General features: G+C 71.4%; 1 protein-coding gene (only partly in view). It reads right to left on the bottom strand.

Annotated features, from left to right (window positions below; genetic code table 11):
• Window positions 1–32: 32 nt before the first annotated feature.
• Window positions 33–25,192, bottom strand: partial view of an LEPR-XLL domain-containing protein gene (locus ACG00Y_RS04515; protein ID WP_394476394.1) — the 3' portion only. Its footprint extends 16,267 nt past the window's final position; 25,160 of the gene's 41,427 nt are visible here — the last part of the coding sequence; its start codon lies off the right edge, out of view; its stop codon occupies window positions 33–35.

Raw genomic sequence — 25,192 nt, 5'->3', positions numbered from 1 at the left:
CCTTGTTATGAGGCAGCCTCCTCCCTCCGTGGTCAGAGGGCCAGGCTTTCCTCCCAGATATCGAAGGCAGTGTCGGGCACGGCGCTCATGCCGCTGGCGGCCGGCTGCTGCGAGCCGCTGCCGAGCAGCCAGGCGCGCTCGAGGCTCTGTGCCAGGCCGAAGGACGCATCAGACAGCAGATTCAGCGCCTCGCCCGCCGTGGCGGCCTGGGTGTCGCCTGCGGGCGAGTTGGTGAGCGTGGCCAGGTAGACGCTGGCTGCGCTGTCGCGCGGCAGGTCGGTGTGGTCGTGGCCCAGGCTCAGCGCGACGCGCGTCGGGCCGTCCAGCAGCGAGCCCTGGCGCAGTTCGGACAGCGGGCGCAGCGCCTGCATCCAGGCGGCCATCTGGGCCGTCGCGTCGCTGGCACTGCTGCCGCCCGCGCCCGGGGCGATCGGCGCCGTCGAGCCGCGCAGCGGGCTGCCGTCGGCGACGACCTGCTGGTACAGCACGCCGTTGTCCAGCAGGTTGAAGCGGGTGCGGCCATCGGCGCCGGTGTCGCGCAGCATCAGGCCGCGCTGGTCGTCGGCGTCGAGGCGGCCCACGGCCACGTCGATGGCGGCGGCGCTGGTCGAGCTGCCGGGCGTCAGCGCCGGGCCATGACCGCGCAGCGACAGCCAGGCGGCCTGCACGTTGACGCCCTCGTCGTTGTCGGCGTCGACGATGGAGCCCGTCAGCGCCTGCAGCAGCACGCCACCGCTGCCGGTCTCGACACGGCCCAGCGTGATGCCGGCATCGGCCAACGCGGTCACGTCGCCGCCGCTGGTCGCGATGCGCGAGCCGGCGGCCATCGTCAGCGCACCGCGGGCGTCGATGCTGAAGTCGGCGCCCGGAGCGCTGAAGGCGGTGCGGCCGCTCATGGCCACGTCGCCGCTGGCGCGCAGCGCGAGGTGATCGCTGAACTGCAGGTTGGCACTGCCGCCCTGCAGGTTGAAGCTGGCGCCGCTGATGTCCAGGCCGGTGGCGGCCAGCGCGCTCAGCGTGTCGGTCGAGACCAGCACCTGGCCCGTGGTGTCGAGCGTCACGGCGCCGAAGCCGCGCAGATTGGCCAGCGTCGCGGCGCTGAGCAGCAGGCCGTCGCCGCTTTCGGCCAGGCTGATCGCGCGGCCGGTGGCGGTGGGCTGGATGGTCAGAGCGCCGCCGGCCGAGGTCAGCGGGCCATTCAGCGTCAGCGCGTCCACGCCCAGCACGACGTTGCCGCCGGCGATGCTGCTGGCGCCCAGCGTCAGGCTGGTGGCGCCGTTGATGACCAGGTCGCCCTGGGCGATGACGACGCCGTTGAGCACGACGCGCGTGGCGCCGACGATGTGCAGGCTGCCGCCGTCCAGCAGCAGGTCGCCATGGAACTCGACGGTGCCGCTGGCGTGCACGGTCAGGTCGCCGGTCAGGCGCACGCTGGACGCGAAGCTCACGTCGGTGGCGCCGTCAATGGCCATGCCGGCCAGAGCCGTCGTGGCGCCGACCGCGCCGAGCACGGTGACGGCGCCGCCGTCGGCATGCAGCGTCAGCGTGTCGGCCGCGCCGCCGGCCTGGCCATCCACAGCGCCGGTCAGCGTGATGCCGCCGCTGCCGGCGCCCTGGCCGGCGTTGACGACGAGGTCACCCTGCAAGGCCAGGTTGCTGTCGAGGACGACATCGCCGTCCTGATCGATCGTCTGCGCCGGCACGTCCAGCACCGCTCCCGCGCCTTGCGCCTGCAGGCTGACCTGGCCGCTGCCATCGGCCTTCACGGCCACGCCGTTGGCCGGCGCGCTGCCGTCGTTCAGCACGATGGCGCCGGCCAGCGTGCGCAGACCGATGCTGCCGTTGGCGCTGGTGATGAGGTCGCTCTGCGCGGCGTCGGCCACCGTGCTGAACTGGCCGGCGGTGCCCAGGCGGGTGACGCTGACGGCCACGTCGTCGATGGTGATGGCGTCGCTCTCCAGCAGCCAGATGCCGCCGCTGCCGGCGCGGGCGGAGACGGTGGCGACCTGGGTCTGCAGGCGGTCCGCGGCGTTGGCCGTGTCCAGGCCGATGCCGTTGCCGGCTTGCAGGCGCAGCACCGGCGCCGTGATGTCGATGCGGTCGGCGGCGCTGCCGAGGACGCTGCCGCCAGCGATCAGCGACACGGCCGTGGCGCTGCTCAGCGTGCCGAGACGGATGTCGCCACCGGCCTGCAGGCGCAGCGCGGCGAGTGCATCGGCGCTGGCGCTGCTGGCGAAGACGATGTCGCGCTGGGCCTGGGCGTCGATGCTGGCGGCGCTGGACAGGCGGCCGTTGACGGCGAGATCGCGGCCGGCGGCGAGGCTGGACGGGCCGGTGGTGGTGCTGGCATTGCCGCCCAGCGTCAGGTCGCCGCCGCTGGTGAGGCTCAGGCCGGTGCCGGCGGTCAGCGCGGCGCTGGTGGTCAGCGTGGTGCCGGCGCTGGCGAGCAGCAGGTTGTCGCTGTGGACGGCGGCCTGGATGCTGGTGGCGCCGGTGCTCTGCAAGGTGACGCTGCTGCCGTGGGTCGTGCCGCCCAGCGTCAGGTCGCCGCCGGTGCTGAGGCTCAGGCCACTGCCGGCCGTCAGCGCGGCGCTGGTGCTGAGCGAGCCGTCGGCGCTGGCCAGCAGTTGGCCGGTGCTGTTCACGGTGGCTTGCACGCTGGTGGCGCCGCTGCTGTGCAGCGTGACGCTGCCGCCCTGGGCCGCGCCGCCCAGCGTCAGGTCGCCGCCACTGCTGAGGCTCAAGCTGTTGCCGGCCGTCAGCGCGGCGCTGGTGGTCAGCGCGCCACCGGCGCTGGCGAGCAGCTGGCCGGTGCTGTTCACGGTGCCCTGCACGCTGGTGGCACCGGTGCTCTGCAGCGTGACGTTGCCGCCCTGGGTCGCGCCGGACAGCGTCAGGTCGCCGCCGCTGCTCAGGCCGAGTTCGCCCTGGGCTGTCAGGTTGGCAGACACGCTGAGGTTGCCGGTGCTGGCAAGGTCCAGCGTCTGGGCTGTCAGTGCCGCCGAGACACTGAGCGCCGCGCCGGCATCGAGCGTGATGGCGCCGCTGGCCGTGACGGCTTGCTGCAGCGTCAGGCTGCCGCCGACCTGCAGGGTCAGGCTGCTCACTTGCAGCGCGGCGCCGCTGAGGGTCAGGTCGCCCGCGTTGGCGACGCTGACGGCGCCGGTAGCGGCGAGTTGCAGGGAGGACACGTCGGCGCTCACGCCGGCAATGCCGCCGCCGGCCGTGAGGCTGGCACTGCTGCCCAGCACCTGCGTGGCCGGTGCGCCGGTCGCGACACGCAGGTCGCCACCGGCCGTGATGGCGACGCTGGCAGCACCCGTGCCGCGCGCATCGGCCTGGCCGAGGACCACGTCGCCCGAGGCGGTCAGCGTGATCGCGCCGCCCTGGCTGCTGGCGACGCTGCCGCCGGCCATGACCAGGCTGCCACCGCTGACAGCCAGACCCAGGCTGCCGCCCTGCGTTGTCGCGCTGGCGTCGAGTTGCAGGTCGCCATTGGCCACCTGCAGTTGCAGGTTCTGGCTGCTGGTGACGCCGCTCAGTTGGACGGTTTTCGCGGCGGCGCCGTCGACGGAAAGGTTGGCGCTCAGCGAGCCGACCGTCAGCGTGCCGGTCTGCGTGAGCTGCAAGCCCGCACCGCTGGCGGCGAGCTGGCCGACGGCGATCTCGAGGGGGGCGCTGGCCGTACCGGCAGTGCCGCCGGCCTGCAGCAGCAACGAGGCGGCCGTCACGTCGGCGGCGCTGTCGCCATCGAGCACACTGCCACCAGCGACGACGACCACCGCGCCCGGCGTGCGCACATCGCCCAGCGTGACGTTGCCACCAGCCACCAGCGCCAGCGAACCACCGGCGCTGATGCGCTCGGCGTCGGCCATGACGAGGTTCTGGGCGGCGCGCAACTGCAGGTCGTTTGCGGCGGTGGCGCCGGCGAGGGCCGCGTCGGTGATCGCTCCGGCGGTGACGCTGCCGTCGGCGTTCACCGTGCCCACGCTGATCGCGCCGCTGCTGCCGACTGACAGGTCGGCCGCGCTGGCGAGGTTGAGGTGCGTGCCGGCCTGGGCGGCGACGCTGCCGGCCAGCAGGTCCAGCGCGTTGGCGCTGCTGCCAACGCTGCCGGCCGCCTGCAGGCGCACGCTGCCGGCGGCGATGTCGTTGCCGGCGCCGCTGTCGGCGTCCAGGATGCTGCCGCCACTGACCAGGCTGACGGCGCCGCTACCGGCGTTGACCAGCGCCACGGTCAGGTCGCCATCGGACTGCAGGCGCACATTGCCGCCGCCGCTGCTGATCTGCGCGCCATCGGCCTGCGTCAGGCTGCCGCCCACCGCGCGCACGTCGACCGTGCCGCCGTTCGTGACGAGCTGCGTGCCGGCCGCCTGGGCGATGCTGCCCTGCACCACCACCGTCAGCGCGCCGCTGCCGGCGTCGACGTTGGCATTGAGCTGCAGGCTGGGCTGGTTCAGCGCCGTGGTGTTGACGGCGATCAGCACGTTGCCGCTGCCGGCGGCCGTGATGTCCTGGCTGACGGTCAGGCGGCCTTCGTGCGTGTTGGCGCTGGTGATGACGACGGCGTCATTGCCCTGGGCGCCGGCCAGCGCGCCGGTGCTGCCGACGGCGGCCACGGCGCCGACCTCCAGGCCGTTGCCCTCGGCGACAAACACACCGCCCAGCGTGGAGCGCACGGCCAGCGTGTTGATGGACGTCTCGATGGCGTTGGTACTGGCGCCTATGCCGGTGCCCGCCTGCATCTGCAGGCCGTTGGCGGCGACGTTGGCCGTCTGCACGCCGCCGGTCGCGTCGGCGTCGAGGATGCTGCCGGCCGTGACCAGCGCGACATTGCCGGTGGCGGCGCTGACCTGGCCCAGCAGGATGCCGGCCGCCGCGTCGATGCGCTGCGAGCCGCCGGCCGTGACGAGGCGGGCCGTGGCGGCCATGTCCAGCCGGCCCTGCGTGGTCAGCTCGATGGCGCCGTTCGCGCCCTTGGCCTGCACGCGGCTGGCGGCGCTCATCGTCACGTCGCCTGGTGCCAGCAGGCGGATGTCACCGATGTCCGAGGTGACCAGGCTGTTCAGCACCAGGCGGCCGGTGAGGGACTGCAGCGCGATGAGGCCGTCGGTCGACGCCGTGTTGGTGACAGTCTGGTCCAGCGTCAGGTCGCCGGTGAGCAGTTGCAGCGACAGCGCGCCGCTGCCGGCCACGGCCAGGCCACCGACGCCCAGGTTCAGCGCCGAGGCCTCGATGAGGGCCAGGCCGCCGCTGGTGCTGTTGGCGGCGGCCAGCGTCGCGACATCCGTGCGCAGCTCGGCGCCCGCGGCACCGATGCCGGTGGCGGCGTTGAGCTTCAGGCTGTCGGTGCGCAGGTTGGCAGCGTCGCCCGCCAGACCGTCGATGAGGGCTCCGCCGGTGGACGCGGCGGCGATGCTCAGGCCGGCGGAGACGATGGACAGGCGGATGTCGCCGCCAGCGTCCAGCGTGACGCGGCGAGCGTCCTGGCTGCCGCCGCCGACGGAGCTGACGGTGACGCCGCTGGTCATGCTCAGCGCACCACCGGCCACCAGCTTGACGAGGCCGCCCGGGGTCAGCACGTCGGCGCCCAGGCTGATGTCGCCACCGGCGTTCAGCGTTAGCGCGGCGGCGCCGCTCGGGGCGATGCGGCCGGCATTGCGGGTCGTCAGCGTGTCCTGGGCGCTCAGCGTGATGCTGCCGACGCCGCTGGTAACGAGCTGGTCGATCAGCAGGCTGGCGCCGCTCTGGCCGGCGGCCGACAGGCTCAGCGTGCCCGCGCCCAGCGTGTAGACGCCCGCGCCGCCGGCCACCACGTGGATGCCACCGGCCACGGTGGCCAGCGAGATGGAACCGTTGTCGAGGTTGCCGAGCTGGGCAAGGCGCTGCACGTCGACGTTGCCGTCGATCAGCACCAGCGGCAGCAGCGCGGTCGCGCGACCGGCGTTGACGGTCAGGTCGATGTCGCCGCTGCCGGTGTTCTGCACGTCGATGACGCGCACTTCGAGCGAGGCGAGGTTGACGCCTGCATTGGCCTGCACGGTCAGGTTGACGGCGCGCAGCGCCTCGCCCAGCACGCCGTCGGCGGCGGAGTCGACCTGGCGGATGCTGCCCGTGGCCGAGTACAGATTGACGGTCTCGGCCTCGACGGCGTTGGACAAGGTGATCTGGTTGGCGGCGTCCAGCGTCAGGCTGCCGTTGTTGCCGACGCGCAGCACGGCGCTGGCCTGGTCCAGGTCGGCCACCGTGATGGTGCTGCCGAAGATCTGCACGTCGCCGCGGAAGGTCAGCCGGTCGGCCAGCAGGTTGGCGCCGATCGTCACCGCGCCGCTGCTGGCCAGCGCATGGCCGTTGGTGCCCGGCTTGCCGATGATGATCTGCTGGAAGCCGCTGTCCAGCGTCATCAGCTCGTTGATGCTGAGCTGCAGGATGCCGGCCGTGTCGGCCGCGCCGGGCGAGGCGATCTGGATGGCCTGGCTGAGCGTCGTCGCGCGCAGCGTCAGCGTGCCGGCGCCGGACAGCGCGCGCTCGGGCATCTGCAGGTCGATCTCGTCGGCCTCCAGCAGCACGTCGCCCGCGTCACCGGCGTTCACGCCGCTGAGCACCACGGCGCCACGCATGACGATGTGCTGCGCGCCGCGGATGATGAGGTTGCCGCCGTTCAGCAGCGTCACCGAGCCGTTGAAGGTGATGTTGCCGGTGGCGTCGATGACGAGGTCGCCGCTGATGACGACGTCCTGGTCGAAGCGCACGTCCTGTGCGTTCAGGATGGTCAGGCCGGCCAGCGCATCGCTGGCCTCCTCGCCCGCGCCGATGCGGCCGGCGATGGCGACGTTGCCGTTGCGCGCATCCAGGCGCAGCGTGTCGACCGTGGCCGTGCCGTCGCCGCCCAGGTAATGCTGGCTGCTGCCGCCCAGCGTGATGCCGCCGTCCAGCGCGGTGATGAGGCGGTCGCCCTGGATGCGCACCGAGTCGTTGATGATGACGTTGCCGACCGAGGCGGTCGCGTCGGCGGCCAGCAGCGTCGTGTCGCCGGAGCCGAAGATGGTCAGCGACGGCGCCAGCAGCGCGGTGCCGATGTTGACGTGGCCGCCGATGCCGTTGGTGTAGAAGACCACGTCGTCCTTCAGCGTGACGCTGCGGCCCGAGGTGTCGGTGATGTTGATGCCGTTGGAGCCGCCGTCGGCACCGAACACGAGGCGGCCGAAGCCGTCGCGCAGCTGCGCCAGGTCGTCGCGGTCCAGCTGCATGGAGCCGGCGCCCGAGCCGCCCAGTTCGCCCAGCACGATGGTGCGGGTCGGGTCGATGGTGGCGAAGCTGAGCTGGCCACCGGCGCTGCGCACGGCCTCCTCGATGTCGACGTCGTCGGCGGCGATGCTGACGGCCTCGCCGTTGGCGTCCAGCGCGGAGCTGAACACCTGCTTGCCGGACAGGCTGACGACCTCGGTGCTGCCGCCGCGCGCGCCGTTGCTGCTGCCGGACGTGCCCAGCGTGACGGCGCCGGTGGAGACGATGGCGACGGTGTCGCGCTGCGAGCTGCTGGCGGCGACGAAGCCGGCGTCGATGAAGACGGCCAGCGGGCTGACCCGGAAGCCGTCGACCGACTGGCCGATCTTGTCCAGCGCCGACAGCGTCAGCTGCCCGCCCGCCGTGCGCACGAAGGCGCCGCCGGCCGCGCGCAGGACGTCGCCGTTCTGGACACCGAACAAGGCAGCCTCGTCCGGCGTCAGATTGGCAGCGATGACGGCGCCGTTGACGATGCCGGCCGTCAGGCCCAGCTCGAAGCGGCCGCGCGACAGCAGGCGCTCCAGCACCGGGTCGAAGCTGCCGTTGCCCAGGCGGTCCCAGTGCGCGGCGGCGGCGTCGGTCAGGATGGAGCCCTGCACCGAGCGGATCAGCACGTTGCCGCCGCCGTTGGTGGCGCCCGTCGGCGTGGCGTCGATGCCGGCGCCGAGCAGCACGTTGCCGGTCTCGGCCGTCAGCGCGATGGCGCCGCCGGCCGTCGTGATGTCGGAGCCCAGCGTCAGCGAGCCGGCCGCATAGAGCGTCAGCGCGCCACCGGCGATGGCGATGCCGTGGGTGCTGGTAATGATGTCGCCGCTGCGGTTGGCGATCTTGACGCTGCCGCTGGCGGACTGGTCAATGCGCTCGATGATGACGCCGTCGACCTCTTCCAGCGCGATGTCGCCGCTGCCGGTGTTGGTCAGGTCCAAGGCGCGGACCTGGATCTCGATGGGGTTGGGCCGCGTGCCGATGCCGCCGCTGGACGTGATGACCAGGCGGGCGTCGGCCGCAATGATGTCCGTGTCGCCCTCGCCGCCGTCGACGACGCCGCCGGCATGGACGACGAGATCGGCGGCCGAGTCGCTGCGCAGCTTGCCCAGCGTGATGCGGCCGGCGGCGTCGAGTTCGAGGGTGCCGGTGCCAGCGTCCACATAGGTCTCGGACGTCATCTCCAGCACGCCCGGCGTGCCCGAGGCCACGGTGCCGGCCAGCAGCTTGATGTTGCCGCCGGCCGTCGTGATGTCGGCCAGGGCGCCCATGAGCAGCGAACCGGCGGCGGAGACGGTGACCGCACCCGTGCCGGCCTGCAGCGCCTGGTTGAGCTGGATGCCGCCAGCCGTCGTCGTGACGCTCAGCGCGGCACTGCCGGTGACCGTCAGCGCGGCATTCATCGTCAGCGCGCCGCCGGCCTGCACGGTGATGGCCGCGCCGCCGCTGGTCAGCGTGTCGATGGTGACGGCGTCGCGCTCGTTGATGGTCACCGCGCCGGTGGCGCTCACGTCCAGCGTGCCGGCGGAGACCTCGACGTTGATGAAGGCGCCGGTGTGCGTGGAGGTCAGCGACACGCGGCGGTCGGCGGTGGTGACCGTGTCGGTGGCGGCGAAGTCGAGGATGCTGATGTTGCCGTCGGCAACGATGGTGATGTTGCCGACGCTGCCGATGATCTGGTTGATCGTCACCGAGCCCTTGGCGTGGATGGTGATGTCGCCGCCGTTGATGCTCAGGGTCTCGATGGTGAGCGGGCCGGTGCCGACCTGGTCGAGCACGAAGTCGCCGCCGGCGTCGCGCAGCGTCACGTTCATCACCGTCACTGCCGTCGTCAGGCTGAGGTTGTGCGCGGTGGTGTTGCTGGCGTCGCCCGCCGTGGCGGTCAGGCGGCCGGCGACGATGGTGTTGCCGACGGTCAGGCTTTCCTTGGCCGTCAGGATGACCTCGCCGGTCGTGTCGACATCGAGTTCGGAGACGACCACCAGCGAGCCGCCCGAGGAGCCCAGCGTGATGCGCTCGCCGCCGTTGGCTTCCAGCTCGACGACGGCCAGGTCGCCGCCCGCCACCATCGCGTAGTTGCCGTTGGCGCGCGACGGCAGGATGAGCACGAAGTCGCCCGGGGGCGCCAGCGGCAGGCCGGCAGCGCTGCGGTCGATGGACGCGCCGGCCGCGAAGGCGGCGTTGTCGACCACGGCTTCGAGGATGAGGCTGGTGCCGTTGACGTCGACCGTCGCGACGACATTGCCGTCGGCCGTGATGTCGGCGGCCAGGCGGCCGAGCAGGCTGGCCCAGCTTTCGTTCAGCGTGGCGGTGGCGTCGTACAGGCCGCCGGCGTTGACCTTGACGACATTGCCCAGGGACAGCGTGCCCGTGAAGTCCAGCCTGTCCTTCTGCTTGGCCGTGTTGCCGATGGCCGTGACCTGGGCGCTGGTTCCGAGCGAGACGCTGGAGTCGACCTCCTGGCCGTCCAGCACCTGCACGTTCAGCACGTTGAAGGCCGAGTTGATGTTGTCGGCGGTCAGGCGCAGCGTGCGCGGGTTGGCGTTGGAGTCGTGGCTGGCGGTGACGGCGAGCGGGCCGTCGGCCTGGATGTCGTCCTGCAGCGCCTGCAGCACGTCGTCCCAGCTGGTGTTGCCGGCCGTCACCAGGTAGCTGAAGGTCTTGCTGCCGATGTCCAGCGTGACCTTGTCGCCCGCCGCCAGCGTGGTGTTGGCGAAGACGATGTCGGTGACCTGGGTGGCGTCCGCACCGACCTCGCGCAGCGGCGTGTCGGCATCACCGGCGGCGATGGCGCGCGCCTTGACGGCCGGCGTCAGCGCAATGCTGAAGCCGATGGCGTCGGTCTTGCCGGTCAGCGTGACGACACTGCCGGTGGCGCTGGCGGTGGCCAGCGCCAGGCTGTCGCCCTGGATGGCGGCGGCGATGGCTGCAGCCAGCTCGGTGCCGTTCGGCGTGGCGTCGGTCATCACGCCGTAGTTGCGGCCGCTGACGCTGAAGGCATACATCGTCTGCGGCAGCGGCTGCGACGACACGGTGATGGTGCTGACCTGCTTGACCGAGGCGCCGGCCGACGTCGGCGTGGCCTGCGTGGGCATGTCGGTGACGGAGACGGTGCCGACGCTGAAGGCCGTGTTGTCGGCCTCGCCCACCAGCCAGAGCCTGCGGCCGGCCGGGTCGTCGACGACGAGCGCGGCGTTGTTGGTGGTGACCGCCTGGGCAATGGTGACGCCGCCGGTGACCAGCACATCGGTGCCGGCGGAGCGGGCCACCAGCGTGCCGTCCAGGTCCAGCTGGCGGGCCAGCTCGGCGGCCACCTGGCCCAGGCTGGTGCCGGCGGGCGGAGCATAGCTGGCGGTCACGCTGCCGATGGTGATGGAGTACGCGGCCGTGCCGTTGAAGCCGGCCGGGTCCAGGGAGCCGAGGCTGACGACACGCTCGGCGGCATCGACATTGGCATTGGCGTTGGCACGCGCGGCCAGCACGCGCAGCACCGACGCGAAGTTGTTACTCGTGACGGTCACGCCGTCGACGACATCGCCGAGCTGGGCGGTGTAGGTGCCGCCACCGGCGGTGACGCTGTAGGTCTTGAAGGCATCGACGCCGAAGTTGGCCGCAAACTCGACGCCGGTGAGCTGCTTGATGTCGGTGCCTGCGGCCACCAGCGGCTGGTTGGGGTCGCCGACGACGGCGCCGATGTCGGCGCTGGTGCGCGAGGCGGCGGCCACCGACAGCCCGAAGGAGATGGCGTTGGTGTTGCCGGTCAGCGTCAACACCGCGCCGGAAGCGCCGGCGACGGCGGCGCGGCCGCTGTCCGCCGTGATGGACGCAGCGAGACCTGCGGCCAGCTCGGTGCCGGTGGGCGTCGCGTCGGTGACGAAGGTGTAGCTGCGTCCGCCGACCGTGATGGCATAGGCCGTCTCGGCCAGCGGCGTGGCCGAGAAGCTGACCGTGCTGACCTGCTTGACGCCGGTGGTCGCGGGCGTCGGCGTGGCCGACACGGGCGTCTCGGTGATGCTGATGGCGCCGACGGAGAACGGCACGTTGGCTGTCTGGCCCAGCAGCCACAGCGTGCGCGCGCTGGCCGGGTCGACCGACATGCCGGCGCCGGAGGTGCTGATGGCCGTCGCGCCATCCACGCCGCCGGTCAGCAGTATGGTGCTGCCCTGGGCCTGGGCGATGTAGTTGGTGCCGGCATGGTCGGTGATGGCCTGGGCCAGCGCCTGCGCGACCTCGGCGGCGCCGTCGCCCACCTGGGCCGGGTAGCTGAACGTCTGACCAGCCACCGTGACGCTGTAGGTGCCCGGCGTGGTCTGGTTGACGCTGACGGCCGACAGGTCGACGACGCGCTCGGCGGCGTCGATCTTGCCGGCGATGTCGGCGTCGATCTGGGCCGCGAAGACGCGGACCAGCGAGGCGAAGTCGTTGGCGATGACGGTCGCATTGCCGGCGCTCGTGCCGACCTGGGCGGTGTAGGTCACGCCGTCGACAACCACGCTGTAGGTCTTGCCGGCGTCGATGACCAGGTCGGACGCGAAGCGCACCGCGCTGAGCTGGACGATGGACGTGCCGGCGGCCGTGGTCGGCACGGAGCCGTCGTTGGTCGTCTGGTTGGCGAAGGGGACGAAGACGTTCTCGCGCACGGCGGCGGCGGCCGTGAACGAGGTGTTGAACTGCGTGCGCGTGATGGTCAGGCTGCCGTCGCTGCCGATGTCGACGGTGAAGTCGCCGCCCAGCTCGATGTCGGCCTTCAGCAGGCTGAGCATGGCGGTGAACTCGGCCGCCGTGGGCGCGACGCCGGCGGCCACCAGCGGCTGGGCGTAGCGATCGCCGTCCAGCGTGACGACGTAGATCTGGTTGGCTAGCTGCGCGCCGTCGAAGGCGATCAGCTCGACCTGCTTGCGGTAGACGCCGGGCGCGGTGATCTCGGTCGGCTCGTAGTTGACGATGCTGCCGCCGGCCACCGCCTGCGCTTCCTGCGTGACGGTGGTGGCGCCCTGGGTCAGCAGCGCGCCGATGATGCGGATCTCCAGCTGATCGGGGTTGGCCGAGTCGCCGCGGTCCTGCGAGGTGACGAGGCGCTTGGCGACCACCGTGCCGTTGTGCAGGAACTGCAGCTCGGCGGCGTAGATGTCGGCGGCGTCCTGGTCGAAGCTGCCGGCGGCCGTGGCCAGCTCCTTGATGGCGCCGCCCGCGTCGATGGTGACGCGGCCGATGCCGGACGCGGCGCCGGTGGTGACCTTCTGCGCACCGACGGCAGAGCCGGCCTCGATGTAGTCGATGAGGATGTTGCCGGCGGCCTTGACGTAGATGTCGTCGCCGTCGGCGAAGTTGACGATGCGGCGCACCGACAGGTTGCCGCCGCCTTCCAGCCGGATGGCGCCGTCGCGGGCCTCGACGGACTCGACCATCACGTCGGCGCCGGCCTCGTTGATCGTGATGTCGCCCTGCACGGTGCTGGTGGCGCGCAGGTGGGCGGTCAGCGTGTTGAGCTGGATGCCGCGCTCCGCCGTCACGGTCAGCGTGTCGGCGATGGCGACGGAGGCCTGGTCGGTCGTGAAGGTGTCGGCCAGCAGCGTCAGCTCGCCCTGGGCGCGCACGATGCCGCCGCGCAGCGTCAGCGTGCCGGTGGTCTCGATGCGGATGTCGCCGGTGGCGTCGAAGTTCTCAACGCCGCCGACGAAGCCGGTCAGCACGAGGTCGCTGGCCAGCTTGACGTTGACGGTCTTCTCGGCGCGCAGCTCGAACTTGGCGGCGGGCAGCGCGGCGATCTGCAGGTCCAGGTGGCCGGACTCGACCGTGGCCGGCCGCTCGTCGATGAGGATGCTGTTGCTGAGCGAGCCGTTGCCGTCGTAGTCGACGGCCAGGATGGCGACCGGCCGGCCGTCGGCAGCGAACAGGCCGTCGGCAAAGCCGTCGTTGTTGGCGTCCACGCCGGTCTCGACGAAGACATCTTCGCTGTCGGTGTCGCCATTGATGTTGATGGACTTGCTGATGTCGGTGTCGCCGCGCGCGGTGATGAGCACCTGCTCGATCAGCGTGCCGGTCACGGCCGTGCCGCCGAAGTAGTGGCTCTTCAGCAGGATCTGCGTCGGCGTGGTGGTCGTGACATTGCCCACCGTCGTCACCAGGTCGCCCAGGCGCACGTCCTGGCCCGAGATGATCTCCAGGTGGCGGTTGGCGCTCAGCGTGCTGCCACGCAGCGCCAGCGTGCTGCCGCTTTCCAGGATCAGCGTGTCGGCGCTGAGCACGCTGGGCAGCATGCGGGTGGCCTGGGCGTCGGTGCCGAACAGGAAGTAGTCGCCGGCGCGGTACTCCATGTGCTGGTCGGCATTGAAGAAGCGGTAGAGCTGCACCGAACCCTTGGCGCTGAAGGCGACGCCGGCGGTGTAGTGCAGCGAGTCCAGCGGATCCAGCGGGTTGCCGTTGACGAGGCTGCTGCGCGCCGGCGTGGTGGCGGCGGGCGGCAGCACGTGGACACTGTCGGTAGTGCTGGTCAGGCGGAGGGTGTCTCCGCGCACCCAGCCGTCGGCCAGCACGCGCAGGTCGCCCTCGATGCCGGTGCGGGTGACGTTGCCGGCGTCCTGGCCGGTCGTCGTGATGGCGACCGTGGTGCCGGCCTCCAGCGCCGTCGTGGCGCGCATGACGGTCAGGCCCGGCGTGGACTCGGCCTTGCCGTCGATGTCGAAGAGGACGATGTCGCCGCCGGTGGTGCTGGCGTCCAGCCGGTTGGCGGCAATCTCCAGGCCCAGGATGCCGGTGCTGGCGCGCAGCGTCAGCACGTCGGCGACGATGTCGGGGCCGGCGTCGACGAAGTTCTCCAGGATGCTGCCGCCGGTGGACGTGATGCTGATGTCACCGGCCGACGAGAAGGCGGTGACCAGCACGTTGTTGGCGTCGCGCACGACCGGCAGCGGCTCGGTGGCGGGGATGAAGATGCCGGCGCTGACGCTGCGCACGAACACGTCACCGGCCGCGATGACGGTGATCTCCGCATCGGCCAGGCCGTTCTCGCGGTTGGTCGTGATGGCCACGCTGGCCAGGTCGACGGCGCCGGCCGCCGTGATCTTGATGGTGCCGTCGGCGACGCTGGTGTCGTGCACCGTCAGGCGGCGGGCGGTCTTCTGGTCGACGATGACATTGGCCACCGTCTGCGTCGTCGCGCTCAGCGAGAACACCGAGGTGTTGAGGTTGATGCTGCCCTGGCTGCTGGCCGAGTCGGCGCGCGAGCCGGCCAGCACACTGAGGGCTTCGGCCGTGACCAGCGAGCTGGCGTTGAGGGCCGTCACGCTGCCCTGCGCGTTCAGCACGATGTCGCCACGGTCCAGGCTGGTGGTGGTGGCGTCGCTGCCGGCGGTCAGCACGCCGACGGACAGGTTGGCGGAGGCGACGCCGTTCTGGAAGGTGCGCAGCGTGATGTCGTTGCGGTCCGAGGCGCCCTTGGCCAGCACGGACGTGGCGGTCAGGCTGCCGTAGACGCGTACCTGCACGAAGCCGTCGGCGGCCTCGGCGGCGTCCAGCAGCAGGTCGCCCTTGTTGACGAGGTCGATGTTGCCTTCGCCGGTCAACTTGGCCAGCCCGATGTGGCCCACACGCGTGGCCAGCACGATGCCGGCCTCGGCCGTGACGTTGAGCGACTGGGCGTGGATCTCGCCGCTGATGGCGGTGTTGGCGCCGCTGCCGGTGACGGCCTGCAGCACCTGGCCACCGGCGGCGGACAGGTCCACCGCGCCGCTGGCGTCCATCAGGCTCTCGCGCAGCATGACGCTGCCGCCTAAAGCGCCGGCATGCACGCCGATGTCGCCGTTGAGCGCGTAGATGCGGGTGTCGTTGTCGGTCGTGACGCTGCCGCTCAGGCCGCCGCTGCCGTCGGCCGCCGCCACGCCGGCGCGGATGCTGATGCTGCCGCCGGTGAGGCCGCCCGAGAGACTGACATCGCCCTGGGCCGCGAGGCTGACCAGGCCCATCACCGCGCTGCCGCTGGCGCCGACCGAGCCGGCGAACAGCAGGTCGCCGTCGCTGTGCAGCGCCACAGTGGCCGGGGACTGGCCGCCGACCTGCGTGCCGCGGATCATGGCGCTGTCGTCCAGGCGCAGCGTGACGCCGGCCTGCAGGCTGACCTGGTTGCCCTCCACCTCGACGGCCAGCGGCTTGGTGCCGTTGGCGTCGGTGTGCAATTGGCCGCGCAGCGCGACCTCGTTGCCACCGCTGATGGACAACTGGCCGGTGGCCTCGACATGGCCGGACAGGCGCACCGTGTTGCCGGCATCGATGACCAGGCTGCCGCCGCTGATGGAGGCGTCCGAGCCGCCCAGGCCGGCGGAGATCGTCGTCGTCGTGACGACGCTGCGCATGATCGTCTCGGTCGACAGGATGGGCTGGTCCTTCCAGACCGTGACCAGATGGTTGACGACCTGCGGCACCATGGACGTGGTGGTCTGGTAGACCGGGCGCTGCTCGACGATGTCGGTCGACTGCGTCGTCAGCGCGTAGTGCAGGCGCTCGCGCGGCGCATAGATGTTGGAGGCGCCGCTGGTCCAGGTGTAGGTGTAGTTGGTGAAGTTCTCGTAGACCTTGCCCCAGGCGATGTAGGCCGAGATGGAGTCGTCGCCCACGGTGGAGCCGCGCAGGTCGTAGTAGTGGTCCCAGAGGTCGCCGCGCGCGGCCAGGCCGAAGCGGGGGTCGGCGGTGTAGTAGCTGCTGCTGGCGCCCGAGGGGCCCACGTCGCGGTAGGCCGTGACCTGGTAGACGTTGGAGCCGATGCCGACGGCCGTCGCGTTGTCGTGCGGATAGCCCCAGATGTTGCCGAACAGCGGGTCGGGCGTGTTGCGGATGTCGGCGTCGATGTTGCCGCCGCGGCCCTGGTCGAAGGTGTAGCCGCGGCCGCCCTGGCCCGGGTGCTCGTACAGCACGAAGTTGAAGGCCGCGCCCAGGCTGCCGCCGACCATGTAGTAGCCACCGTACTGCGACGCGGCGTTCGTGAAGGTGGAGCCGGCCAGCTGGTCGGCGTAGAGCTGGGCGGCTTCGATGGCCGTGGTCGCGCGCCCACCGGAGACGGTGTCGGTATGGGGGCTGGCGACCGGACTGCCGACAGCCCAGTCAGGCACGCGGGACTGGCTGAAGAAGGTCGGCTCGATGGCGCCCGGCACATCGGTGTTGACGAAGTTGAAGATGCGCTGGCCGGTGTCCTTGTACGAGACCTTCCAGGCGGCACCGACGTTGTTGCCTTCCGGGTCGAGCGTGTTCCAGCCGTCGCCCACGAAGGCCGACTTGCTCTGCTGGTACAGCACGTTGGCGCGCTGCTGGAAGGTGCCGACCAGCTCGCCACTCGTCGTCGACTGGCTGCCGCTGGAACTCCAGAGGCCGTTGTTCGCGCCATTGGCCGAGTTGTCGCCAGTCAGGTACTCGGTCGGCGCGTTGGTCGCGAGGGCGAGGATGTCTTCCTGCGCGCCCTCGGGCATGACGACGTACTTGTCGCGCCAGCCGGCCACGTCGACGAAGTAGACCTTGTCGGGGTTGTTGCGCCAGGCCGGGCCGTCCCAATGGTTGGTGCCGTCGCCCGGCCGGTAGGTGTGCGGCTGGCCGTTCTTGACCTCGCGCAGCGCCTCGTTGTCGTAGCTGAAGTCGTAGATGGGCTTGTAGCCCAGCGTGTTGAGCACGGCCCAGCGCTGCGCGTCGCTGAGCTGCAGGAACTCGCGGTAGGTGGCGGCGTTGGTGTAGTCGCTGGACGGCTGGCCGCTGAGCGGGATGGAGCGGCCGGGGAACTGCTCGTTGCTGGCATTGGCCCAGTTCACGACCGGGATGGGGCCGGTGTAGCCGGCATAGGGCGCCTGGTTGAGGTAGTCGATGCCCTCGATCAGCGTCTCGCGGAACTGGCGCGTGGCGGCGTTGTAGTAGCCGATCTGCTCCAGCGCCACGTCCATCGTCACGTAGGAGCTGCCGACCGGCACCAGCTCGGTACCGACCTGCTCGGTGATGATGGTCGGCGTGTAGACGATCTCGGGCACGGTGACCGTGCCGGCCGCCACCTTGGTGTAGCCGTCGATCTTGGTGATCGTCTCGGGCACCAGGATGATGTCTTGCCGCGTGATGTCGCGGTCGGTGTTGATGAGGGCGTCGGCGTCCAGCGTGATGTCGCCGCCGGCCATCAGCACGATGTGGCCGGTCGCCTTCAGCAGGCCCTGGCCCTGGACGCTGATGGAACCGCCCAGCAGCTCGGACTTCAGCACTGCGCCTTCCAGGGAGGCGCGACCGCGGCCCAGGTCGACACCGGCATGCACCTCGATGTCGCCGACGTTGGCAACGGCGCCGCCGCTCGTGAACGTGCCGCTCGTGACCGTGCCACCGAAGCTGGCCGAGCGGCCGGCCGAGACGAGGATGCGGCCGGCGTTGTCCAGCGCGACCACGCGGCCGTCGATCTGCACCGTCGGCGCCGAGAAGTGGATCAGCGAGCCGGCCTCCACGATGGCGGCATCGCTGAAGAAGGAGGACGTGCTGGGGCCTGGCGACACGACGATGCTGTTGCGCGCCGCCATGTAGACGGTCGAGCCGGTCGCCGTCGCATGCACACGGCTGCCGGCCTGGGCCAGCAGGTTGCCGCCGGTGATGATGACGCTGTCGCGGACATTGATGTCGCGGCGGATGGTCACGTCGCCCTGCACCGAGGCGATGTCGATCAGCGCGCTGATGCCCTGCCCCAGCGTCTTGACGCCGACGATGCCGTCGACGAAGACATCGTCGATGGCAGTCAGGATGATGCTGCCGCCGGCACCTGTTTCGAGCTGGCCGCCGGACTCGTAGTCGGTGCCATTGAGCACCAGCTCGTCGACGCGGATGGCCACGCCGGAATCGTCCGTGCCGCCGACGAGCTCCAGCCGGTCGGCCGCCTGCACGTCGCCGCTGACCCAGACCTGCGAGCGCGAGACGATGCCGATGTCGGCGCCGCTGTCGGCCGCGATGACATGGCCGCGCAGGCGGATGTCGCCGTCCGAGACCAGCCGCACCAGGCCGTCCACCGGCTTGGCGGCGCCCGTCCACAGGCCGCCACCGCTGGCGTCGACGCGCACCAGGCTGCCGGCACTCATCTCGAAGCCGCTGCCGGCGGCGTTGCTGCCGGCTTGCAGCAGGACGCTGCCGGTCGCCGTCAGCTCGCCGCCGTCGCCCGTGGCCAGGGTGCCCAGCACGACGTTGCGCAGCGCGTTGATCTGCAGCGTGGCGTTCTTGCCGCTGTAGACCCAGTCCGGGCCGCTGCCGTTGGCGCCCAGGTAGTCGCCACCGGCGCGCACGGTGCCGGCCAGCACCAGGCTGGGCGCCTGCAGCGACAGCAGGCTGTTGTCGCCAGTCGTGTAGAGCTGCGCGTCGGCCGCCAGCGTCAGGCTGCCGCCGGCCAGCAGGCCCAGCAGCGCGTTGCCCTCCAGCGCGACGCCGCCGCTGTGGCTGCCGACCGTGCCGAGGTTGAGTGCGCCCTCGGTCTGCAGCAGTAGGCGCTGGCCCGCGGCGGAGGCCGAGATGACGGTGGCGAAGACATGGGTGTCGCGGCCGGCCGTCGTGCGCATGGAGCCGGCCAGCGTGATGGAGCCGTGCAGCAGGATGTCGCGCGTGGCGGTGATGCTGACTTCGTCGTCGTAGGTGGCGTCGGTGGCGCCACTGCTCGTGATGATGCCGGCGAGGTCGACGTCCTTGCCGGTCAGCGTGATCAGCGCACCGCTGGCCAGTTGGCCGCCGCCGGACGACAGCGTCAGCGTGCCGGCCGTGGAGCCGACCTGCAGCAGCGACAGGCCCGGGCTGCCGACGCCGATGGTGCTGTTGATCTGGACGTCGTTCAGGCCGTTGATGAGGATGCGGCTGCCGCTGTCCAGCGTGGTCAGCACGCTGGTGTCGAAGGTGCGCAGGCTCAGCTCGCCGGCGCGTTCGGTCGTGCCGGCGTTGATGATGATGTCGCGCTGCGCCGTGAAGCGGGCGCGCAGCTCCAGCGAGTCGCGGGCGTTGATGACGATGTCTGCGCCGGCGCCACGGGCGACGAACTCCCCGGCCAGCGAGGCCGAGCCGGTCGGCGCGAAGCGCATGCCGCCCTGCAGCGTCTCGATGAGGGCGCTGTCGGTGAAGACGACATTGGCGCTGCCGGACGGCGACGTGGACGCATACAGCTCGATGCCGCTGTGGCCGCGCACCGCGCCGCTGATGAGGATGTCGCCGCCCGGCGCATTGGCGCGGCCCAGCTTGACGACCGAGCCGGTGCCGCTGGCGTCGATGACGTAGGCGCGGCTGGACGAGGCTGCCTGCGTGAAGCCCAGCTTGTCGGAGTTGGCCGCCGTGGCCACCGAGAAGGCCAGGTTGCTGGTCAGCATCAGGTGGCCGTCTTGCAGGCGCACGCGCAGCTGCTCGGCGGTCAGGCCGATGGTGCTGCCGACGGCCGGCGTGCCGGTCGGCGAGATGGTGACGGTCAGCGCGGCGGCGGCCAGGGCGGCCTGCAGGTCGTCGCGCAGGTCGGCGATGCCGCTGTTGTCGGCCGTGTCGGCGGCGCGCAGCGTGACGATGCCGCTGACGGTGTAGTTGAGCGTCTCGACGGTGACCTGCAGCTGCGCGTCGGCCGTCAGGCGGCCGCTGGCGTACTCGGCGAAGTCGGCGGCGACCAGCTGCTGCTTCCAGACCGGCGCCAGCACGCCCAGCTTGCCGCCGGCGGACAGCGAGATGGTGCTGTCTTCCTGCCAGGTGTGCAGCGCCGCGTTGCCGCCCACCAGCATGCCGTAGTCGCCGAACAGGTCGCCGGCCTGCGCCGGGCCGGCCGGCGTGCCGCCGCGGATGTCGATGGTGCGGCCGGCCGCCAGCTCGCGGGTCAGGCGGATCTGGCCGGTCGCGGTGGCGGTCAACGCCGAGTTGCCGCCGTAGTTGGTGATGACGGTGCCCAGCAGGCCACCATCGGCGTCGCGCCGGTCCACCACCTCGCCACCGGCGACAAGCAGGCCGTCCAGCTGCATGTTGCCGCTGGCGTTCAGGTCGATGCGACCCTCGGCCTCGTGCACGACGACGCGCGCGGCACCGGGCAGGCGCAGGCCGATGAAGTCGGTGGACACGCCACCGGTCAGCGCCACCGAGCTGCTGGCGCGGATGCTGGCGCCGACCTCGACGACGTTGCCCGAGACGGCCTCGACCATCGCGCCCAGCGACAGCTGGCCGCCGGCGACGATGGTCAGGCGGGAATGCGTGTCCGCCCACTGCACGAAGCTCTGGCCCGCGCCCTCGCGCAGGATGCCGCCGGACAGCAGCGCGCCGGCCACCGAGATGCCGCCCGCGCTGCGCACGTCGACCAGGCCGCCGCCGGTCACGTCGCCGAACGCCGTGAGACCGCCGCGCGATGTAATTTCGATGCCCCAGCCGCCGTCGTCGGCGCCCGGCGTGCCGGTGGTGGTCAGCACGACGGAGCGGTTCGCGACCAGGCCGGTGTTGAGCAGGATGTGCTCGCCGGCGGTGACGCTGATGGTCGAGCCGGGGTCGCTCATACCCGGCAACGGGTCGAGGAAGCTGACGCCGTCGGACCCGACGACGCCGCCGGCCACCAGCGCGCCGTGGATCTCCACGTCCCTGGCGCCGGTGACGGTGATGCTGGCGCCGGCCAGCCGGGCCTCCAGCGTCGAGCTGGCGTGGACGTAGACGCTGGTGCCGGCGCCGGGCTTGCCGGCGGCGGGCGCGCCGTTGCCGGTCAGCGTGATGTTGCCGTGGATCTCGGCCTGGCCCTGCCAGTAGACCCAGCGGTCGGACTCCAGCACCAGGTCGGAGCCGGCGCCCAACAGGTTGATGTTGCCCTGGACGATGACGTCGTCCTGCGTGCGGACGATGAAGTCGGCATCGGGCTGCAGCGTCGTGACCGTGCCGGTCAGCAGGAAGCCGGCGCCGCGCTGGCCCACCAGCGGGTGCGGCTCCAGCACGCGGATCTCGTCGACGACGCCGTCGCCATCGCCGTCGTAGGCATAGGCGACGTACTGGTGGCCCTGGGCGTCCTGCACCAGCCAGCGGGTCGCGTCGGCGACGGTGGGCGACGGGTCGGTGTAGTCGACGCCCAGCGTGAAGCTGGTGCGCAGCTGCAGGCCGTCGGCGGCGCCGGCCTTGTAGAACACCGGCGCGGAGTCGTCGTAGTGGACAAAGCCGGTCTGCGCCAGCACGCGCGCCTGCTGGTCGGTCGTCAGGCCGGCGAAGGCGGTACCGGCGGCCGGCACGTCGACGGCGGACCAGTCGACATTGGCGGCGGTGTAGTCGGTGCCCGGCTCGAAGCTGAGGCGGTATTGCTGGCCAGCGGCGGCGCCGGCGTTGAAGTAGACAGCGCCGGTCCAGCGGATGTAGCCGAGCTGGGCCAGCACGCGGTCCTGCTGGACGACGGTGAGGTCGTCGAAGGCGGTGCCGGCGATGGGAGCCGGCGTGCTGCCCCAGGCGACGCCGGCGTCCTGGTAGTCGGTGCCGGCCGCGAAGCCGGTGGCGATGCGCGTGCCGGTGGTCGCGTCGATCTGCACGAAGACCTCGCGCTGCACCTGGGCGTAGCCGAGCTTGTCGAGCACCTTCTGCGCCTGCGCCGGCGTCAGCGATTCGAAGGGGGCGTCGGCCGCCGGCTCGGCGACGCCGCCCCAGTCGATGGTGGCGATGTCGAAGTCGCTGCCGCCGGCGCTGAAGCCGGTGACGAAGCGCACGGCCTGCGCCGCGTCGGCCTTGAAGTAGCCGCTGGCGTGGTCGCTGTAGCCCAGCGCGTGGGCGACGACGGCCTTCTGCGCAGCGGTCAGGCTTTCGAAGGGGGTGCCGGCAGCGGGTGCGCCGGCATCGCCCCAGTAGATGTTGTCGTTGCGGTAGTCGGTGATCTCGCCTTGCGAGAAGTCCGACACCAGGCGCTTGGCGGGCGCTGCGTTGTAGTTGAAGAAGCTGACCGGCTTGCCGTAGATCGGCTTGCCATTGACCAGCTTGTCGCTGGGCGCCTCGGCCATGGCGATATAGGCCAGCACGACGGCCTGCTGGCTGGCGCTGAGGTCCTTGAAGGCGCTGTTCTCGTCGGGCTGCACCAGCGAGTCGACGACGGCGCGCTGGTCAGGCGTGAGGTCGGCATAGGCCGTGCCGGGCTCGGGCGCGAAGCGGATCAGGCTGTCGACGACGGCGCGCTGGGCGCCGGTCAGCAGCGAGTACGGCGTGGCGCTGTCGGGCTTGCCGGCAGCGCCCCACTGCGCAACGGTGATCTCGGTGGCGAAGTTGCCGTTGTAGGCCTCGATCCACGTCGCCTGCGGCACGGTGGCGTAGTCGATGGCGACGCTGGTCCAGTTGGCCGCCGGGATCACGCCGTAATCGAAGCGGTAGCCAATCTGGTTGGCCACGACCAGACGCTGCGCGGCGCTGAGCTGGGCGAACGGCGTGTCGGCCGCCGGCGCGGGCACACCGGCGCCGGCCCAGTCGATCAGGGCGTTGTTGTAGTCGGCCGAGACGCCTTGCAGGAAGCCGGTGCGGACTTGCTGGCCGGCCGGCGCATCGGCGTCAAAGTAGACCGGGCCGGCGAAGGCCGTGTAGCCCAGCGACGCGGCGACGGCGGCCTTCTGCGCGGCGCTGAGCTGCTCGAAGGCCGTGCCGTCGGCCGGCGCGCCGGCAGTGCCCCAGTTGACGGCGGCGGGGTCGTAGCCGACCGCATGGCCCTGGCTGAGGACTTCCTTGATCGTGTTGGTCGCCGCGTTCCAGAACGCACCGTCGGCGTAGACCGTGTAGCCCAGGCCCTGCGCGATGGCCGCCTGGGCCTCGGGCGCCAGCTCGGCAAAGGCGGTGAAGCTGCCCAGCGCGACGACGCCGGCGCTGCCGACCAGCGGCAGCTCGCCCATCAGCGTGATCAGCTCGCCCGGCAGGTTGCCGGCGCGCAGGCCGGCCAGGATGGCGGCTATGGCGGCAGAGTCGCCCGAGCTGGCCAGCGTCTTGCCCGGCAGCTTGTCGAAGTACTCGGCGAAGCTGCTGCGCAGGTCGCCGACGTCCAGCGTCGCCGTGTCGGCCGACGTGAAGGAGCCGCCTATCCACAGCTCGCCCGGCGTGTGGATGGCCAGCGTCGCGCCCGCGCCGCTGAGCACAGGCGTCGTGCCGTTGAAGGTGGCGCCCGCCATCACCGCGCTGCCGGACAGCAGGTGCACCTTGTCGGCGGCGTTCATGACGATGCTGGCATCGGCCGCCGAGGCCTGCACGGTGCCGCCCTCGCTGACGATCAGGCCGGTGCCGGCCGTCAGCGTGATGGCGCCGCGCTCGGCCGCGACCTGGATCAGGCCGGCGTTGACGATGGACTTGCTGCCCTGCACGTTGAGGCGGCCGTCGGCGCGCGAGACCTGCAGCGCGGCGCCCTTGTCGATGGTGATGCTGTTGACGCCGTCGCCATAGCCGATCAACGCGTCCGCACCGGTGCTGGCAAGCACCAGCAGGTCCAGCCGGCTCTCGGCACGCAGCCAGCCGGAGACGACGGCCTGCTCGTCGATGTTGAGCGTGATCGTCGGCGCCGTGATGCCGGAATCGGCCGAGCCCAGCGGGTAGTTGATGTTCAGGCGCTGGACTTCCAGGATGCGCGCATTGACGGTGACCGCCTGCGAGGCCTGCACGTCGCCCTGGATGTCGACGCGGTCGGCCTGCAGCGTGACGATGTCGTCGAAGCGGGCGGAGAACGTGAAGACGCCGACCTGAGCGTCCTCGGCGTCGCCGATGCGCAGCAGCGAGCCCGGCGCGCGGTGGCCGATGGTGATGGCCGAGAAGCCGTCGGCCAGCGCGGACAGATCGCGCATGCCCAGATTCATCTCGCCGGAGGCGCGGCCATCGATGGATTGGTCCCAGCCGTAGCGGGTCTGCGCGGCGCCGCCGATGGCGTAGTCCTGCTGCGCATCGTGCGTGCGGATGGTCAGCGAGCCCGGCGCGCGCACGCTGTCGTTGCCGGCGATGAGGTCGATGTCGTCGGCGATCAGCATGATGCTGGTGCCGGCGCTGATGCGGCCGGCCGCGTGCGTCAGCAGCGCCTCGCGGCCGAGGATGTCGATGGACACCGCACCGGTGGCCGCCTGCAGGCCGCCGAGGGCGCGGCCGTCGGTGACGATGCGCAGGTCGTCGGCCTCGCGCAGGATGATGTCGCCCGTCGCGCCGCCGGCCGTGCCGCGGTTGACGACGGAGATCTCGGCCAGCTCGGTGTTCAGCACGCCGCTGATGCCGGCCGCGCTGGCGCTGAACAGGCCTTGCGGCGCGACGATCTTCGCGTCGCGCACGTCCAGCACGCCGGCCGCGTCGACGATGAAGCCGCTGCGGCCCCAGCTGGCGCCGGACGGGTTGCTGAGCACGGTGCCGGCGACGTTCAGGTCGCTCAGCTCCAGGCGCTCCAGGCTGTCGTTGAAGACCAGGTCGCGCGCGCCGGCGGTGGACGTTAGCACCAGCTCGTGGTCCTTCATGACCTGCGGGCCGGAGCTGGTGAAGGGCGCGACGATCAGGCGGTCGCGGCCGGCGCCGGCGTTCAGCGTCAGCTTGCCGCCAGACGCGCTGATGTGGATCAGGTCGTCGCCCTGGCCGGCGTCGACGATGTTCTCGCCCACGCCGACCCAGACCACGTCGTTGCCGCCGTTGCCCCAGATGCGGTTGTTGCCCGCACCCATGTCGATGTTGTCGCCGGCATCGCCGCCGACGAACTTGTCGTCGCCGTCGCCGCCCTGGAACTGGATGCCGCCGGCGCTGCCGCTGGCGAACTCGTCCTTGCCGGCGCCGCCGCGCACGACGCTGCCGGCCGCGCCGCCCAGGATGACGAACGCGTCGTTGCCCAGGCCGCCGTCAATGTCCAGCAGCGCGGCGACGCCGGAGCCGACGTAGAGGCTGTCATTGCCCTTGCCGCTGTAGTAGACGATCTTGCGGACGGCGCCAGCGGCGTAGGTGTCGGTCTCACCCAGCGCACGCA

It is taken from the genome of Pelomonas parva (assembly GCF_043555835.1).
In the GTDB taxonomy this organism is placed as follows: Bacteria; Pseudomonadota; Gammaproteobacteria; order Burkholderiales; family Burkholderiaceae_C; genus Pelomonas; species Pelomonas parva.
Note: the sequence above shows the minus strand (reverse complement) of the source record. Positions and strands in the feature narration are given on the sequence as shown.